The 18328-nt window shown below is 32.6% G+C and carries 15 protein-coding genes, 9 tRNA genes, 1 pseudogene and 1 riboswitch; of the genes and pseudogenes, 4 read left to right on the top strand and 21 right to left on the bottom strand.

Annotated features, from left to right (window positions below):
* Positions 1-18: 18 nt before the first annotated feature.
* A complete protein-coding gene (metK, locus tag LQ598_RS00445) occupies positions 19-1212 on the bottom strand; it encodes a methionine adenosyltransferase (RefSeq protein ID WP_107557141.1) in 1194 nt (397 codons plus the stop codon).
* Positions 1213-1315: 103 nt separating this feature from the next.
* Positions 1316-1429, bottom strand: a riboswitch (SAM riboswitch).
* 181 nt (positions 1430-1610) lie between these two features.
* Between metK and pckA the strand changes: the two genes are divergently transcribed.
* Positions 1611-3209 (top strand): phosphoenolpyruvate carboxykinase (ATP), encoded by a 1599-nt coding sequence (gene pckA, locus LQ598_RS00440; RefSeq protein ID WP_016912168.1) that lies wholly within the window; start codon positions 1611-1613, stop codon positions 3207-3209.
* Between the two features lie 96 nt (positions 3210-3305).
* On the opposite strand, the gene LQ598_RS00435 is transcribed toward pckA, so the two are convergent.
* Both LQ598_RS00435 and ytkD read right to left on the bottom strand, forming a co-directional pair.
* Positions 3306-4070 (bottom strand): alpha/beta hydrolase family protein, encoded by a 765-nt coding sequence (locus tag LQ598_RS00435; RefSeq protein ID WP_182475367.1) that lies wholly within the window; start codon positions 4068-4070, stop codon positions 3306-3308.
* Positions 4054-4518 (bottom strand): RNA deprotection pyrophosphohydrolase, encoded by a 465-nt coding sequence (gene ytkD, locus LQ598_RS00430; RefSeq protein WP_107557140.1) that lies wholly within the window; start codon positions 4516-4518, stop codon positions 4054-4056. The genes LQ598_RS00435 and ytkD overlap by 17 nt, the downstream gene beginning before the upstream one ends.
* 66 nt (positions 4519-4584) lie before the next feature.
* Between ytkD and LQ598_RS00425 the strand changes: the two genes are divergently transcribed.
* Both LQ598_RS00425 and yidD read left to right on the top strand, forming a co-directional pair.
* Positions 4585-5370 (top strand): hypothetical protein, encoded by a 786-nt coding sequence (locus tag LQ598_RS00425; protein ID WP_107536925.1) that lies wholly within the window; start codon positions 4585-4587, stop codon positions 5368-5370.
* A gap of 10 nt (positions 5371-5380) precedes the next feature.
* The gene (gene yidD / locus LQ598_RS00420; protein ID WP_016912172.1) at positions 5381-5611 is read left to right on the top strand and encodes a membrane protein insertion efficiency factor YidD; all 231 of its coding nucleotides are present in this window, start codon (positions 5381-5383) and stop codon (positions 5609-5611) included.
* Between the two features lie 40 nt (positions 5612-5651).
* Here yidD and menC read toward each other — a convergent pair whose 3' ends face one another.
* The 6 genes from menC to LQ598_RS00390 form a co-directional block, all read right to left on the bottom strand.
* Complete coding sequence (gene menC / locus LQ598_RS00415) at positions 5652-6650, bottom strand: o-succinylbenzoate synthase (protein ID WP_107559347.1); 999 nt, start codon at positions 6648-6650, stop codon at positions 5652-5654.
* Entirely contained in the window at positions 6643-8040 is a 1398-nt protein-coding gene (menE, locus tag LQ598_RS00410; RefSeq protein ID WP_107557138.1) for an o-succinylbenzoate--CoA ligase, read from the bottom strand. Before menE ends, menC begins: the two co-directional genes overlap by 8 nt.
* Before the next feature lie 244 nt (positions 8041-8284).
* Entirely contained in the window at positions 8285-9442 is a 1158-nt protein-coding gene (locus LQ598_RS00405; protein WP_107557137.1) for an MFS transporter, read from the bottom strand.
* A 137-nt stretch (positions 9443-9579) separates the two neighbouring features.
* Positions 9580-10422, bottom strand: coding sequence for a DegV family protein (locus LQ598_RS00400; protein WP_107557136.1), 843 nt, complete (start codon positions 10420-10422; stop codon positions 9580-9582).
* 419 nt (positions 10423-10841) lie between these two features.
* Positions 10842-11768, bottom strand: coding sequence for a hypothetical protein (locus tag LQ598_RS00395; protein WP_107559346.1), 927 nt, complete (start codon positions 11766-11768; stop codon positions 10842-10844).
* Between the two features lie 74 nt (positions 11769-11842).
* Positions 11843-12787, bottom strand: coding sequence for a hypothetical protein (locus LQ598_RS00390; protein ID WP_199183079.1), 945 nt, complete (start codon positions 12785-12787; stop codon positions 11843-11845).
* A gap of 100 nt (positions 12788-12887) precedes the next feature.
* Here LQ598_RS00390 and LQ598_RS00385 point away from each other — a divergent pair.
* Positions 12888-12998 (top strand): annotated as a pseudogene (locus LQ598_RS00385) (site-specific integrase); the annotation flags it as partial.
* Between the two features lie 759 nt (positions 12999-13757).
* Here LQ598_RS00385 and LQ598_RS00380 read toward each other — a convergent pair.
* The 12 genes from LQ598_RS00380 to hemE all read right to left on the bottom strand — a co-directional run bounded on the left by LQ598_RS00380 (position 13758) and on the right by hemE (position 18289).
* Positions 13758-13846 (bottom strand) — tRNA-Ser (locus LQ598_RS00380).
* A 42-nt stretch (positions 13847-13888) separates the two neighbouring features.
* Positions 13889-13960: transfer RNA gene (locus tag LQ598_RS00375), tRNA-Glu, on the bottom strand.
* Positions 13961-13963: 3 nt separating this feature from the next.
* A tRNA-Asn gene (locus tag LQ598_RS00370) sits at positions 13964-14038 on the bottom strand.
* Between the two features lie 7 nt (positions 14039-14045).
* Positions 14046-14119 (bottom strand) — tRNA-Gly (locus LQ598_RS00365).
* Between the two features lie 16 nt (positions 14120-14135).
* Positions 14136-14211: transfer RNA gene (locus tag LQ598_RS00360), tRNA-His, on the bottom strand.
* Positions 14212-14229: 18 nt separating this feature from the next.
* A tRNA-Phe gene (locus LQ598_RS00355) sits at positions 14230-14302 on the bottom strand.
* A gap of 10 nt (positions 14303-14312) precedes the next feature.
* Positions 14313-14388 (bottom strand) — tRNA-Asp (locus LQ598_RS00350).
* Positions 14389-14404: 16 nt separating this feature from the next.
* A tRNA-Met gene (locus LQ598_RS00345) sits at positions 14405-14478 on the bottom strand.
* Between the two features lie 87 nt (positions 14479-14565).
* Positions 14566-14640: transfer RNA gene (locus LQ598_RS00340), tRNA-Glu, on the bottom strand.
* Between the two features lie 206 nt (positions 14641-14846).
* Positions 14847-16241, bottom strand: a complete 1395-nt coding sequence (gene hemY, locus LQ598_RS00335) for a protoporphyrinogen oxidase (protein ID WP_016912889.1) — start codon at positions 16239-16241, stop codon at positions 14847-14849.
* A gap of 32 nt (positions 16242-16273) precedes the next feature.
* Positions 16274-17194: a ferrochelatase gene (gene hemH, locus LQ598_RS00330; RefSeq protein ID WP_016912888.1), complete on the bottom strand. Its 921-nt coding sequence runs from the start codon at positions 17192-17194 to the stop codon at positions 16274-16276.
* A 45-nt stretch (positions 17195-17239) separates the two neighbouring features.
* Positions 17240-18289, bottom strand: coding sequence for a uroporphyrinogen decarboxylase (hemE, locus tag LQ598_RS00325; RefSeq protein ID WP_016912887.1), 1050 nt, complete (start codon positions 18287-18289; stop codon positions 17240-17242).
* Positions 18290-18328 lie beyond the last annotated feature (39 nt).

Here is an 18328-nt window from a genome sequence, read left to right as displayed (position 1 = left end):
TTACAGAGTTTTTACAACTTATTTAAGTAAATCTTTTAATAAGTCTACTTTATCTAATGATTCCCATGGCAATTGAACATCCGTTCTTCCAAAATGTCCATATGCTGCAGTTTGTTTATAAATTGGTCGTCTTAAGTTTAACATTTGAATAATTCCAGCAGGTCTTAAATCAAACACTTCTCTTATTTTTTCCACTAAAGTTGTTTCATCAACTTTACCAGTACCAAATGTTTCTATTGAAATAGAAACTGGCTGTGCTACACCAATAGCATATGCTAATTGAACTTCACATTTATTTGCAAGTCCACTAGCAACGATATTTTTCGCTACATAACGAGCTGCATAAGCGCCTGATCTATCAACTTTTGTTGGATCTTTACCACTGAAACATCCACCGCCATGTCTTGCATAACCGCCGTATGTATCTACGATAATTTTTCTTCCAGTTAAGCCTGCATCACCTTGTGGTCCACCAATAACAAATCTACCAGTTGGATTAATAAAGAATTTAGTTTCATCGTCTAACAACTCTTTAGGAACGATTGGGTAAATTACATGATCCTTAATATCTTGTTGAATTTTTTCAAGCTCTATTTTTTCATGATGTTGTGAAGAAATAACAATTGTATCAACTCTTACAGGTTTTTCATTCTCATCATATTCAACTGTCACTTGTGTCTTACCATCTGGACGTAAGTAATCTAACGTACCATCTTTACGTACATCAGTTAATCTTTTAGCTAATTGATGTGCTAAATAACCAGGTAAAGGCATATAAGTTTCAGTTTCATTTGTTGCATACCCGAACATAAGACCTTGGTCTCCTGCTCCAATAGATTCTATTTCATGATCTGTTAAATCATCTCTATCTTCTAAAGCACAATCTACTCCTTGAGCTATATCTGGAGATTGTTCATCAATAGCCGTTAAAATTGCCATCGTTTGAAAGTCATAACCATATTTCGCTCTCGTATATCCTATATCTTTTACAGTTTGTCTTACTACTTTTGGAATATCAACATATGTTGATGTTGATATTTCACCAGCAATTAGTGCCATACCTGTTGTTACTGTTGTTTCGCAAGCGACTCTAGCTTTAGGGTCACCTTTTAATAATTCGTCCAAAATTGCGTCAGAAATTTGATCCGCAATCTTATCTGGATGCCCTTCTGTTACTGATTCAGATGTGAAGAGTCTTCTATTCTTAAACATAAAAAATCTCCTTTAAATAAAGTTGTACGGTCTCTTCCTCAGCGCAAATAAAAAGTGCCCACTCTCAATAAACATATAGAGAGAAGGCACACTCGTCCATTCGCTCTTATCGTTCAGACAATATTGGTCTGCAAACGGTTTGGCACCTTTCTTTCAAAATAGAAAGAGGTTGCTGGGTTTCATTGGGTCCATGTCCCTCCACCACTCAGGATAAGAGAATCCGTCAAAAATGATGATACTAGAGTTTTCAGATTATGTCAATGCAACGGAATATATTTCAAAAGTCATAATTTTTTTAAATAAATTTTCTGATTAGTATAGACTATATATTTTAATGTGTTATACTAATTCCATGAAAATGCTTACAATTTAAATATTAGACATGGGGGTCGTCATTTATGGCAATACAGTCAATTACAGAATCAATCGAACTTTCTAATCTTCTTAACAAAGAAACTACGCACAAACAACTTTCTAGAACTGAATTATACAGACACATTCTAGAATCAGGCGAAGGTGTACTAACTGAATCTGGAGCTATCAGAATGGAAACAGGAAAGTATACCGGACGCTCACCTAAAGACAAATTCATTGTTGAAGAAGCAGATACTGAACAAGACATTGATTGGGGATCAGTCAATCAACCTATTTCAGAGAGTAGCTTTTTAAATTTATATGATCAAGTTATTGACTATTTAAACCAAAAATCACAACTTTATGTCTTTAATGGCTATGCAGGTGCAGATAAATCTTCACGTTTAGATTTACGTGTAATCAATGAATTACCTTGGCATAACCTATTTGCCCAAAACATGTTTATTCGCCCAGAAACGAAAGAAGAAGCACTTAATATTAATCCTAACTTCACTGTTATAAGTGCTCCTGGATTTAAAGCGAACCCAGAAAAGGATGGAACAAATTCTGAAACGTTCATTATTACTTCATTCAAACACCGCGTGATATTAATTGGTGGAACAGAATACGCTGGTGAAATGAAAAAAGGTATCTTCTCTGTCATGAATTATTTATTACCTAAAAAAGGTATTATGAGTATGCATTGCTCAGCAAACGTTGGCTATAATAAAGATGTTGCTTTGTTCTTCGGTTTATCAGGAACAGGAAAGACAACTTTATCTGCAGACCCAAACAGAAAACTTATCGGAGACGACGAACATGGTTGGAACGAAAACGGTGTATTCAACATTGAAGGTGGTTGCTACGCCAAAACTGTAAGCCTCAGCCGTGAAAAAGAACCTCAAATTTATGATGCTATCCGATATGGTACAGTATTAGAAAATGTAGGCGTTAAATCATGTGGTACAGTTGATTATGACGACACTTCATTAACAGAAAATACTAGAGCAGCTTATCCAATTGAGTTTATAGATAATATTGTAACACCATCAATAGCTGGTCATCCTAATACGATTATCTTCTTAACAGCAGATGCTTTCGGAGTCTTACCTCCTATATCAAAATTGAATAAATCACAAGCGATGTATCACTTCTTAAGTGGGTTCACATCTAAATTAGCAGGTACAGAAAGAGGCGTAACAAGTCCACAACCTGTATTCTCAACTTGTTTCGGTTCACCATTCTTACCATTACATGCAACAGAATATGCTGAATTACTCGGTCAATTAATCGACAAACATGATGTAGATGTTTATTTAGTAAACACTGGTTGGACTGGCGGCGAATACGGCGTAGGTTCTAGAATGGACTTAAAACATACACGCTCAATGATTCGTCGCGCAATAAGCGGAGAAATTAAAAACTCTGAATTCATTAAAGATGATATATTCGGTCTCAATATACCAAAACATGTATCTGGCGTACCTTCAGAAGTATTATATCCACGTAATACATGGGTATCAACAGATGCATACGATGAAAAAGCAAAACAATTAGCTAAAGACTTCAAAGAGAACTTCAGTAAGTTCGGAGCATCTTCAGAACACATTCAAGAAGAAGGCGGATTTACTTATAATCATTAAGTAAACAGTTGAGAACATCAAATAAAGAAGCATATCACACTACTGATTTCACTCAGTAAATAGCGTGATATGCTTCTTTTTGATTAAAAAATGTTTTTATTTTTCGCATTCATACATCCAATTTTTAATTTTAATCAATGTTTGTTGCTCTATTTTCGGCCTAAAAACATGCCCTTCACCTTTTTCATAAATCGTTCTATATTTAACTTGTTCTTTTTTTAAATGTTCTTCTAAATGATATGCCATATTAATATTAACTTGTTTATCTTGATCTCCATGGACAATTAATATAGGCGGACTATCACTATGAATATGTTTCAATGCATTTCTCTGTTCATATTCTTCAGATTGCTTTTTTGGATGTCCAATCATTCTTTTTAACATATTTCTTAAATCAATTCTTTCTTCATACATCATTAACAAGTCTGTTACCCCACCCCAAATTATATAACTCGTTGCATTTACTGATTGGTAAGTGAGTAAACCTTGTATACCACCTCTAGAAAATCCTACAATGTGAACCGGTATTTCTGGATATAACGCTTTTAATATATTTATACCTACAACAACATCATTTAAATCGTCTCCACAAAAACGATCTCTACCTTCACTTCCGTTGCTTCCCCGATAATATGGCGCAAATACTAAAGTGTTTTCATTTTTAAATTGAGACATTCTCGCTGGTCTCACTTTACCCACTTGTCCTTTACCCCCACGTAAATACACGACGATTCGCTCAACATCTATGTGTGGTGTCATGAGTAGTCCTCTTAATTTAAGCTGATCTACTTCATATATTACTTCTTCTGTAAGGTGATCATTAAAGAAGACAGGCATTCTTTTTCTACTTAAGAAATCCAAGTTTATTCACCCTTTCAACGCACTTTAATATTGCCTTATCTTTCAATAAAAAGCTCTTTTTTTGTTCCATAACATCATCAATATTTTTAACGATGATTGGGCCATATGTTTCATAGTACTCATCTTTTTCTTCAATAGAATCAATTTCAATAAAATATACATCTTTATCAAAAGGTATTTCATCATGAACGATATATGATGCTATAAATGTAATCTCTTTAGCAATGGCACCTGTTTCTTCGTATAACTCTCGCTCTATCGCTTCTTTATTCGTCTCATTATACTCTACTTTCCCACCAGGAAATTCTATTCCTCGAATTTTATGATGTGTCAAAACATAATTTTCTTTGTAAATAGGTATACCGAGAACATGTTTAGCTTTTTGCACGTCGTCTCGTTCTTTATATTCTAAATCTACATTTAATCCATATGGATCTTTATAGCGCATGATACACGACCTCTTTCTTAGATTGTGATAAACTGTATATATATTTTATTAGAAAGGTAGAAAACATTGAAAAAGTTAACCTTAACGACCTTTGTATTAACAATTACTCTTATTCTAGCAAGTTGTAGTCCACAAGGTCAAAATTATTATAAAAATAGTAGTGATGCCATTGAAGCATTTCAAAAAAATATTAAAGATGTGGATACACACTCTATAAAATCTAAAAATGAGACGACAGTAAATTTTCAAGATAAAAAGACTCAGTTAAAACAAAATTCATACGGACGAACGAACCATCATGATAAACTAGCATTTAACGTTGAGCAATCAAGTAATACGAAACAATTTAATACACAGAATAAAAGTGTATTTATTAATTCAAATGAAATCCAATCATCACCAAAGACGAAATATTTAAATTATCGTGCTCAAAACGCAGAAATTGATTATTATCAAAAAATAGGCCAAGATTGGTTTGATTTAACTACATTTAATCAAAGTTTGTTAAAACCTATCGAAGACGATATTTCTATTAATGAAAATACACTTTCATATGAAGGCACGAACAGCGTCATGAAATATTTATATCAATTAGGATTTAACCAATCACCATTAGTTGATCAAAAATCATTAAGTAATATTAATGATTTAAAAATTAAAAAAGGTAAATTCAATCTCACATTCCAAGAAGATAAAACGTTACCTAAAAAGTTAACGTTCGATATTGTAGCAACTGGAAAAATCAAAAATGAAACAATTAATATCCATATGAAACAAACAACACAGTTTTATAAATTTAATAATACTGATGTTCAGCCATATAAACATTTAACTGACAATCATTATAAATAGGAGCATTGTTATGAAAACATTATTCATTAAATTAATTCGCTTATATCAACGCTATATATCACCTCTGACACCACCTACGTGCAGGTTTCAACCAACTTGTTCTAATTATGCTGTAGAAGCTATTTCGGAGTATGGTGTCTTAAAAGGAACATGGCTAGGCACGAAAAGAATATTAAAATGTCACCCATTCCATGCTGGTGGATACGATCCAGTACCACCTAAGAAAGACCATAAGCACTAATATCTAAAAGGCATATACGCACTGATGCGCGTATATGCCTTTATTTTATTAATTTATTTATGTCTATTTTTGGCGGTGAATATATAATTTTATTATTTTCTAAAACAGCTTTCTCAAAAACAATATCATCAACGAAGTAATAATCACTTGGCGTTATATCACTAGGATAGTTGCTTTGCTCAGCTAAATAAGCAGTGAAATAACCACTCAAACCAAACTCATACATACCACCTATTACATATTTAAGGTTATGCGCTTTACAATAATCGATAATCTCTAAAGCTTTATCTATTCCACCTACTCGAGAAGGCTTAATAACAACCCCATCAATTATCTGAGAATCATTAAATTGTTTAATTTGTTCTAAATTTAATGCCGACTCATCAATAAATATCGGTAATGATAATGACTTATGATATTCATAATAGGAATCAAATGTAAGAAATGGTTGCTCTATATAAATAAAATTCTGATGCTCAAATGTGTTCAACAAAGAAATTTCGTTTTGACTTAATACACCATTAGCGTCGATTGCTCTTTGGATATTGGGATAATTTTTTTCTAAAAACGCAATGTCATTTTTAATATCGTCATGCCATTTGATTTTAATTCTAGAAGGTAATTGCCCATTATATTGTTTGAAATATGTTTCAATATCATGATTAACAGTAGCACCATATTCAACCTTAACATCATGTAATTCATGAAACTTCTGAAAGAAAATCATAGACATAACACTTCGCGCATTTGGAAAATCGTTGAGTTCATCTATTAATTGACAGCTTAATTTATAATGGTTTATTTGATCAAATTCATGCTTTTTAAACCAATTCGTTAATACCTCTTTTATAGATTCTATTGTTTCAAAATGATACCAATCCGTCTTAAATGCATTACACTCTCCGTAATAATTATGACCATCAACATCTTGCCATTCAACGATTAATACTTCACGCTCTTCAAGTTCTACTAAAGGCGTTTTGATGGGAACTCTAAATGGTGCCTTAAACATATAAAAGTTCATATTATTTTTACGCATGCGTTATCCACTCTTTCACTTTATATCTTGAAAGCTTTCCAGTTGACGTTCTTGGTATTTCTGTCATTTTATAAAAATATTTAGGATGTTTATATTTTGCTAAATACTCATCAAGCAGACACTTAAATTCACTGCTATCAATATTTTTATGAGATTCGTATACTAACGCAGGTACTTGTCCCCATTTTTCATCTTCGACAGGAACAGCGACACAATTTGTAACTTCTGGATGATTTAAAATAATATGTTCAATTTCATAAGGATATATATTTTCACCACCACTAATAATCAAATCTTTTCTTCTATCATAAATATATACATATCCATTATCATCTATTGAGCCGATATCACCTGTTTTAAAGTAGCCATCTTCAAATGTATCCGCATTACTGCCATTCGTTAAATAGCCATTCATAACATTTTTACCTAACACTGACACTTCACCATGACCTTCAGCATTTTTGTTCATAATTTTAAGTTTAACATTTGAAGGTATTTTACCGACAGTACGTGGTTCTATGCGCAACATTTCAGGACTTGCTGTTACAAACTGTGAACAAGTTTCTGTCATACCGAATGAGTTATAGATAGGCAATTGATATTCAAGTGATTTATTGATAATCGCTTCGGATAATTTCGCTCCACCTAATAGTATTTTCTCTAACTGGTAAGGCTGTGTGAGCTCATCGTTAATCAACCATTGTAATGTTTGTGGAACGAGTGAAATGTGTGTAATATCTTCATGTTTAATTAAATACATGACACGATCAACATCAAATTTAGGTTCTAATACAACAGTAAAGCCTTCAATTAAACTACGAATAAGCACGCTTAATCCAGATATATGATAAATAGGTAGGACAGATAACCATTTCGTTAAACCATGATAACCAAGACTTTCTTTGCAACCAATTGCGCTATAATAATGATTAGAAAAAGTTTGAGGTACCGCTTTAGCTGGCCCTGTCGTTCCGGAAGTAAACATAATTGTCGCGATATCATCCATATTAAGATGGAAATCTAAATTTTTATTATTTATGCTCGTAATATCATTAATTATGATATGATTTTGTTTTATATTAAGGGGTTTGTAAGTTAATACCGTTTCAACACCTATACTTTCTAACTGTTGTTCGATTTCTCTTGAAGTTAATTTCGTATTAACCATGACAATTTCAACATTCGCTAACCAAGCTCCAACAATTAATGAAACATGATGCACATCATTCTTTATATAGAATGCCACTCTTTTTAAATTAAGTTGGTTTAAATAAGATGCATAAATTTTTGCTCTGTTAAACAATTGTCGATATGTCAGTTCAACATCACCTTGTTTAATCGCTATTTTGTTCGGTGTCTCAATATTACGTTCTTCAATCCAATGTTTCATATTTGGACCTCCTTATACCATTATTCATTATAACGATAATTTAATAAATGAACATAAAAAATGCTCTATAATTTAGAACTAGATTATGATTAAACATAAAAGAGCTTAGGATATCATTCTCTTTTTCAAAATAAATCACCCAATCCGTTAAATTTATTTTCGGATTGGGTGATTTTTATGTTTCTAGTATTGTAAAGTCTATGCTTGCCTAGGTATGGCTCGAGACGATAGTCTCTCACTCATACTATTCTCCTCTTTTTTTAGAAACTATACGTTCTAATATAAAGAAGATTAATCCTATTAATGTTAAAAACGGAGCTACTAATGCTAAGTCTTTAACTTCTAGTTGGCTTACAACTATTCCACCGATAAATGCACCTAGTGCATTACCAATGTTAAATGCAGATTGATTCATCGTACTTGCTAACATTGGCGCATCTTTTGAAATGACCATGCTCTTAAATTGCAATGAAGGACTCATACTAAATCCTATTAATCCAAATACAAATATACCTACAATCATTAGTAAACTATTACTTTGAATAAAATACATCATAAAAATATAAATTGGGAAGACTATAAAAATAATATTTAAAGATCTATTTAAGTTCCAGTCTGCTAGTTTACCACCAATTATATTACCGAATGTTACACCAACACCGAATATGATAAGCACAAATGAGATCCAACGTTCTTCTATATGTGAAACGTCAGTTAATATTTGAGAAATATATGTGAAATATGCAAATACACTACTAAATCCAAATAATGTTACGCCAAGTGTTAGCCATAGCTTAACATCTTTTAATACATTTAATTCGTTTTTAATAGATATCGGTTGCGTGTCTTTTTGATTAGGTACAAATTTTATAATTCCTATTAATGTTAATAGACCTAATACACTAATAATAATAAAAGTCATTTTCCATCCGAATATTTGTCCTACAAAAGTCCCAAAAGGTACACCAATAATGTTACTCATCGTTAAACCTGTGAACATAAGCGCCATTGCACTTGCTCTTTTATGAGGTGGTACCATATTTGCAGCTAATATTGATCCTATACCAAAGAATGAACCGTGAGCTAAAGCAGCTACAATTCTACTTAACATTAATAAACCATAACTTGGTGCAATTCCACCGATACCATTACCAATAATAAAGATTCCCATTAATAAAATCAGTAAATTTTTTCTCGGTAATTTATATGTCGCAAGGACAATAATTGGTCCACCAATTGCAACACTTAGTGCATAACCAGTAATAAGTTGCCCAGCATCAGATACTGTTACATTCAAATCTCTTGCAATATTTGGTAGCAATCCCATAATTACGAACTCTGTCATACCTATTGCAAATGCACCAAGACTTAATATCCATATCGCTAAAGGATACTTCTTCATCTAACACCTCTCCTTTAACCTTATTATTTTAATCAGATTTATCCATAGTATTACTTTTATAAGCATATGACAAGAGTTTTTTATTATTTTATTAAATAAAAAAACTGAGAAATAAATTCTCAGTTTATAAAACGTTTTCATTCTGTTGTATTGATCCAACCTATACCAATCGTACCGAAACCAGTATGAACAGAAGCAACCGGTACTAATGGTTCAACATATACATTAATATCATTACTTAATGTTAAAATCCGTTCTTTCCAAATATGTGCTTCACGCTCATTGCCAGCATGTAATACACCTATACTTGTAACCCCTTTATCAATCATTTCATTAATACGTTTTATTAAATAAGCTTCAATTTTCTTCATACCTCTAGACTTAAGCTCTAAATCTATCGTGCCATGTTCTAGTTTCAATAAAAGTTTAATATGCAGCAAACTACTTAATAAGTATTTACTATTAGAAACTCTACCACTATTTTTTAATTGCTGTAGATTTCTTGGTAATAAGTACAATTCACTCGTCTGTTTAATATTTTCTAACTTATTCACAATCTCATCGAATGATTTATTCTCATCATAAAGTTGCTTCCCGTATTCAATTAACGCTCTTTGAGGATAACTACCCGTACCACTATCTATGACATGAATCTTCATAGGAAAAGATTTTGAATTTGAAAGTGATGATGCGTAAGTACCTGACAAGCTGCTAGAAGGATGAATCGCTATAACATGCGTATATCCTTCATCTTCAATTTGTTGAAATGTTTCAATAAAATCTTGAGGCGTAGGTTGCGCAGTCTTTGCTCCATTTCCATTATCTTTTAACATATCGAAAAATGATTTAGAACTTTCAAACTCTGTATCTTTATATGGCTTTCCTTCTATAATTGTTGATAAAGAAACTACAAATAAATCTTTCTCGTCAATATTTTGATCAATATAAGTCGTTGTATCAATTAACCATGCTAATTTCATGACTTCCTCCATTGTATATAAAATATACGAATCTTTTATGTGTATTATTTTAACTCTAAGTTTATTAATACCATATATTCTATCGCTATACAATTAAAAATAGAAGCCATAAATTCCAACAAACATATAATAAAACGACTTATTATAATCCTAGTATAACATCACTGTTATAAAGCATATTTAAAAGTGTTGTTATGGTAATAATCCTAATATAAATTAATAAAAATATTGCTATTATTATTATTTAAATATATTAATAAAGATTCTGAAATTTAAAAACAGAAAGAAAACTATCTAAGCTACTCACCTTTTAATCAATAATTGAATATGTTGAGTGATGAGAGAATATCACTTGTAGCATAGCTACAAAAAAAGTTCAATGATCAGAGTTTTAAAGGAGATTTTGTTATTTAACCTCATTAGTAGTCTCCGCCTCCAATATTCACCTTGTGACCTTTAGATTCTAATAGACCTAAACTACTAATCTCGTCCGGCATTACAGTATCTTCATAGAGGTACATTGTTTTTTCACCGTTGATTTTTTTCATAATATTGTTTGTGCGTTTTCTTAAATTTAATGCATATCTAGTTACTTCTTTGTTTTCCACTTCTTTATCTTTTGAATAATACGCTATAAAATCTGTTTTCATTTTATTTTTAATTTCAGGATATTTTTGTATGAGCTTGTCCATTTTTTGATTGAATGCTTCCCCTTTTAACTCCATGACTGGTTTGAAATCTTTTTTAAAATCTTCTACTCCAATTGTAGATTCGGTTGTGAAATCAAGATACTGTTTTGTAACACCTTTAAATTCTTGATGCTTTTCTAATTTTTTATTCATTGCATAGTAGCCATCTTTTTCTACGACTTCTTTGAATTTTCGGCGTGTGGTTTCTATGTCTTGTTCATAGCGTTTGAATAACATCGCCGCAAATACGCCTCTGATTTCATTGGACTGGTCTTGTGTAATCGTGTTGAGTGCTAATTGCCCATCCACTTCTACGAAGCTTAAATAAAATTGAAAAGGAACATCATAATCAACTGTCCCCACGATAGAAATGCCTTCTGAGGTTTTTAGACTCGGTGTAGGATTACTATATGAATGTATGCCATTAATTTTCGCCTCTTTACCAAATACTTCTTTCACGTAATCTTTATACATCTTTTCAGCTTGTGCTTTATGTTTCTCCAAAAATGCTTCATTTTTCTTATCATGATCTCCGATATATCTACCGTCGTAATCTTTCACACTTACTGTTTCAGGGATTTCTTTTTTACTAGACATCAATCCACAACCTGCTAGTAATATTATGGTACATAGGGCAACACTTATTATTTTTTTCATTGTATCCCCCTTTAAATTGTTTATTTATATCTCATGTTAATACTTTTATTCCACATAATTCTACTGCGTCTAAATCAGTTATTTTCTTCTTTTTTATATTCATCCCACATTCCTCCGGTCATTGAAATTTCTTGAGTAGTAGATTCTAGTCGACCATATTGATCTATGTCAGTAGGTGATACCTTATCTTTGAAAAAGTACATGCCCTTATCACCATGTATTTTTTTCATAGTTTCATTTGTGGGTATTTGTAAATCCCAATTGTATTCATTTACAGATTTTTCATCTTTATCTTTATAATACGCCACAAAATCTGTTTTCATACTATTTTTAATTTCAGGATATTTTTGTATGAGCTTATCCATGCTTTGATTGAATGCTTCCCCTTTTAACTCCATGATTGGTTTGAAATCTTTTTTAAACTCGTTTACTCCGATTGTAGCTTTGGTTGTGAAATCAAGATACTGTTTTGTAACACCACTAAATTCTTGATGCTTTTCTAATTTTTTATTCATCGCATAGTAGCCATCTTTTTCCACAACTTCTTTGAATTTTTGGCGTGCAGTTTCTATGTCTTGTTCATAGCGCTTATACAACATAGCTGATATTGCAGAAGATAGTTCATTTTGATGTCCAGGTGTAAATGTGGTCATCACTAACTTGCCTTCGCTTTCAACAAACAAAAGTCTCAATTGAAAAGGAACATCATAATCAATCGTTCCCACGATAGAAATGCCCTCTGAGGTTTTTAGACTCGGTGAAGGGTTACTATATGAATGTATGCCATTAATTTTCGCCTCTTTACCAAATACTTCTTTCACGTAATCTTTATACATCTTTTCAGCTTGTGCTTTATGTTTTTCCAAAAATGCTTCATTTTTCTTATCATGATCTCCGATATATCTACCGTCATAATCTTTCACACTTACTGTTTCAGGTATTTCTTTTTTATTAGACATCAATCCACAACCTGCTAGTAATATTGTTGTACTTAGGGCAACGCTTATTATTTTTTTCATTGTATTACCCTTTAAATTGTTTGTTTATATCTCATGTTAATACTTTTATTCGTCAATATATCCGTGAATATATAATATAATTATAGCTTTAGTAGCAAATATGGAATATATAAGTAAAAGATTAGGCCACACGAACATCTCAATTACATTAGATATATACCCCTACCTTCTTAATGAACATAAAAAAGAGCAAGGTCAACGCCTTGGATGAGTTGATTATTAAGATGCAAATGGAGAGTGAGGGATTCGATAGATAACATAAGACCGTTGAAACCCCACCTTTCTCAACAGTTACATATTTTGCTCCTTGAACATTTTGGTTTACTTGAGCAGCATCTGCTAAAGGGGATAATGTAAGTGAGAGTGCTAAACTTGCCGTACAAACTGTCCTAGAATTTTATTTTTTCTTAATTAAATTATTTTTCGAATATTTTTCAACAAAACAATATTATCACTCTTCATAAATGCATTGCAATATTTATTTTCTTAGTGTTTTGTTTTAGTTCCTAAATATTGTTATTGAATTATATATTGCATATATTTTCAAGCAAAAACACAAAATAAAATTATAGTAAATGGGGATATTACTTCGTCATGAAGGTAAACGTTACCGAAAGCAAAGTTACAAAAGATAACGTGAAGCTACTGAAGGAGAAACTCAAGCCAAGAATAAATTCATGCAAGATCTTATAATCAATGGATTGAAGTGAATAAGAAAGATGTTCTTACCTACTTCACAATGGTGTTTCCATATATTACATTTTAAAACGGTGCAGAAATTGAAAAAGACAAGGCTATGACTGCATTAGATATTTACTCCGATCTTCTTGATGAACGTAAAAAAAGCAATGTAAACGTGTTAGAGAATAATTCTCTAACACGTTTACATTGCTCGATTAGGTTTACTTACCTATTGCAAGAAAACCCAGTAATATCAACGTCTTGGATGAGTTGATTATTAAGGTACAAACGGAGAGTGAGGGATTCGAACCCTCGAGACGCTTGTGACGCCTACACACTTTCCAGGCGTGCTCCTTCGGCCAACTCGGACAACTCTCCACAAACAAAAAAATCAGAAGCGATATTTCACCTCTGATTATATGACCCCTACGGGACTCGAACCCGTGTTACCGCCGTGAAAGGGCGGTGTCTTAACCGCTTGACCAAGGGGCCTTATGGCTCCACAGGTAGGACTCGAACCTACGACCGATCGGTTAACAGCCGATAGCTCTACCACTGAGCTACTGTGGAATAATAATGGAGCGGGTGATCGGAATCGAACCGACAACATCAGCTTGGAAGGCTGAGGTTTTACCACTAAACTACACCCGCTTAATTAATATAAATATGGGGCGACTGATGGGAATCGAACCCACGAATGTCGGAACCACAATCCGATGCGTTAACCACTTCGCCACAATCGCCATACTTGTTAAAAAGTATGGCTCAGGACGGAATCGAACCGCCGACACAAGGATTTTCAGTCCTTTGCTCTACCGACTGAGCTACTGAGCCAAAATAAAAATGGCGGTCCCGACGGGAATCGAACCCGCGATCTCCTGCGTGACAGGCAGGCATGTTAACCGCTACACCACGGGACCTTCATTAAAAAAAGTATTGCGGGAGGTGGATTTGAACCACCGACCTTCGGGTTATGAGCCCGACGAGCTACCGAACTGCTCCATCCCGCGTTAATATTAAGTAATTTGACTACCTTTTAAATATAACACATTTATTAATATTATGTCAAGAAAATATTAATTCTTTTTTATAAAAAATGGTGACCCCTACGGGACTCGAACCCGTGTTACCGCCGTGAAAGGGCGGTGTCTTAACCGCTTGACCAAGGGGCCTCTAATTGAGAACTTCTTAAGTATATATAGAAAACCATAGAACGTCAATGCTATTTCTTTACTTTTCTTAATAAAAATTTGAACTTTTAACATCTATGTAACAATTCTCACTAAAGGGAAAAATAAACATCGGAATCTTCCGATTTTAACACATAAAAAAGGTGAAAACGATCGATTCTTTATATCGTTTTCACCTAAATTTATAATCATTTCAAGTAATTTATCATTTTATGACTAGCGTCTTGAGCCATTTTTACACAGTCAGGTAGTCCTACTGCATCAAAAGAAGCTCCAGTAATAATTAAATTATTGTAGTTTTTTTCTATATGTTGCTCTATATCTCTAATACGATCAATGTGCCCTACTTCATATTGAGGCATACTATGAGGTAATTTCGTTACAATTGAAAATTCTGGTTCGCCTTTAATTGTCATGATTTTATTTAAATCATTTAAAGCAACTTGTTTTAATTGTTCTTCATCTTTATGGTGAATAATGTTTGAACCTGGCTTACCAACGTATGCTCTTAACAACACTTTACCTTCAGGTGTTGTATGTGGCCATTTTTTATTTGTCCATGTACACGCTGTAATGGCAGTATCACTCGTTCTAGCAATGACGAATCCTGTGCCATCTTTATCATTAACGACTTGTTCTTTATCAAATGCCATAACAACTGTTGCTACACTTGTAGAAGGCATATAATTGAAATAGTCTAGCTTCAAGTCATCATCAAACCATTTAACAAAATGTTGATGTGGAATTGTAACAATTACACCATCATACTCATGACGTTCACCGTTAATTGTTAAAATGGACTTATCGTTTTCTTCAGTAAAATTTTGAACAGTTGAATTCAGATGTATATTAACGCCTTTGCTTTCTAAATCATTTCGCAAAGTATTCACAAATGATTCAAGCCCATGTTTAAATTGTTTAAATTGACCTTTAGGTTTCACAGTCACTTTTTTATCGGCATTATTTTTTGCCTTCTGAGCGATCATTCCTTTAATTAAACCGCCCTCTTCTTCCTCTTGCTCTTTAAAATGAGGAAAAGTAGTCTTCAAGCTTAAATTATCGATATTCGCTCCATAAATACCCGCCATAAGTGGCTCAATCAAATTTTCTAACACTTCATTTCCTAAACGTTGTCTAAAGAAATGACCAATAGATATATCGGTGTTCATTGGTTTCACCGGTAAAAAGTAATCCAAACCAGCTCTTAATTTAGCTGCTGGTGAAATAAGTTGTGTTTTTAGAAACGGCTTTATTTCTGTTGGTATACCCATTATTGAACCGCCTGGAATAGGATAAAGTTTATTATGACTATAAATGTATGATTGTCCCGTTTTATTCGTAACGAGATCATCCGCTATACCAATTTCTTCAGCTAATTCAGTCATAATTGTTTTTCTACCTAAATATGATTCAGGACCTAATTCAATCGTATAGCCATCTTTACGATAAGTCTTAATTTTCCCGCCTACTCTATTTGATTGTTCATATACGTCAATTTCAACATCTGGCCATTCTTTTCTTAAATAATGGGCAGCAGATAACCCAGTTATCCCTGCCCCTATTATTGCAATACGTTTTGACATGCTTAACACTTCTTTCTTATTCGAAAATCGAATTAGAATTTTTTCTTAATTGCTGATACCATTGCTTCTATAAATTTAGGATCGATATTTGGCATAGGTGGTCTATGATAATTTACGCCTAATTCATCACATACAACTTTACACTCATAGTCGTTATCATATAGAACTTCTAAATGTTCACATACAAAACCTACTGGCGTATAAATAAAATGTTTATATCCATGTTTGTTATACAAATCTCTCGTTAAATCTTGAACATCTGGTCCTAACCAAGGTTCGCCAGTTTGTCCTTCTGATTGCCAACCAACAGAAACATGTTTAACATTTGATTGTTCACTCAAAATTTTAGCTGTTTCTTCTAATTGATCTGGATAAGGATCATTAGCTTTTTTAATTTTTTCAGGTAAACTATGTGCTGAAACAATTAAAACAGTCTCATCATGACTTTCTTCTGGAATCATTTGTAAAGTATCATTGATCATTGTTGTCCAATAAGAAATAAATGCTGGTTCATTATAAAATTGCTCAACATGATGCAAATTAATACCGTATTTATCCGCTTCTTCTTTAGCACGTTTATTATAACTACCTACAGAGAAGTTAGAATAATGTGGTGCTAATACAATTGTAATAGCTTCATCAATACCATCATTGTGCATTTGTTCAACAGCATCTTCAATAAATGGATGGATGTGTTTTAAACCGATATATAATTTAAATTCAACATCATCATAAGTATCATTTAATGCACCTAATAAACTTTCAGCTTGTTTTTCAGTTGTTCCAGCTAATGGTGAAATGCCACCGATTGCTTTGTAACGTCCTTTTAAATCTTCAATTTGTTCATCAGATGGCTTACGACCATGTCTGATATGCGTATAGTATGGCACGATATCACTTTCTTTATATGGCGTACCATATGCCATAACTAAAAGTCCCACTTTTTTATTCATTTTCTATACTCCCTTTAAGTAAAATTAAAGCTATTTATTGATTAATCATAGTTGTGATTTATGGTTTGCTGAATATTCATGTACAAATTGCGCTACTTTTTTCAATGTAGCAGGTTGAACTTCAGGAAACACGCCATGTCCAAGATTAAATATATAATTATGATCTACTAATCCTTGATCTAATATTTGAATTAATCGCTGTTCAATTACTTCCCAAGGTGCTAATAATAAAGCTGGATCTAAATTACCTTGTAATGTTTTAGTTATGCCCTTCTCACGCGCTTCCTTAATTTGTAAGCGCCAATCTAAACCTATAACATCAACTGGTAATTGATTCCATTCTTCTATTAAATGACTTGCGCCAACACCAAATGTTGTTACAGGTACATTTTTTTCTTTTATTGCTGTAATTATTTTATTCATTGATGGTCTAATAAAGTAATGATAATCTTCAGCATTTAAAGCACCTACCCAAGAATCAAATACTTGTATCATCTTACAACCAGCGTCAATTTGAGCATGTGTATAGCGAATAGCCATATCAGCAAGTAAATCCATTAATTTAAACCAAGCTTCTGGTTGTGTATACATAAACGCCTTAGTTTTATTATAATTTTTTGATGGTCCACCTTCAATCATATAGCTCGCAAGCGTAAATGGCGCTCCTGTGAAACCTATCAAAGGCACATTTAGTTGTTCTTTAGTTAAAATTTTGATTGTATCTAATACATACTTCACATCTTCTTCAGGATTAATTCTTCCTAATTTATTAACATCAGAAATATCTTTTATTGGGTTATGTATCACTGGACCAATTCCAGATTTAATTTCTACATCTACACCAATTCCTGTTAAAGGCGTCATAATATCTTTATATAAAATTGCAGCATCTGTATTATATTGATCTACAGGTAACTTTGTAACGTATGCACAAAGTTCAGGTTGATGCGTAATTTCAAATAATGAATACTTTTCTTTAATCTTTCTATATTCAGGTTGTGATCGACCTGCTTGCCTCATAAACCAAACTGGCGTATGAGTTGTACTTTCACCTTTTGCTGCTTTTAAAATTGTATCGTTAAACGGTACACTCATTTATTTCACCTCATTATAATCATTACAATCTATTTTAAC

Source organism: Mammaliicoccus sp. F-M27, from assembly GCF_022387115.1.
GTDB lineage: Bacteria > Bacillota > Bacilli > Staphylococcales > Staphylococcaceae > Mammaliicoccus > Mammaliicoccus vitulinus.
Note: the sequence above shows the minus strand (reverse complement) of the source record. Positions and strands in the feature narration are given on the sequence as shown.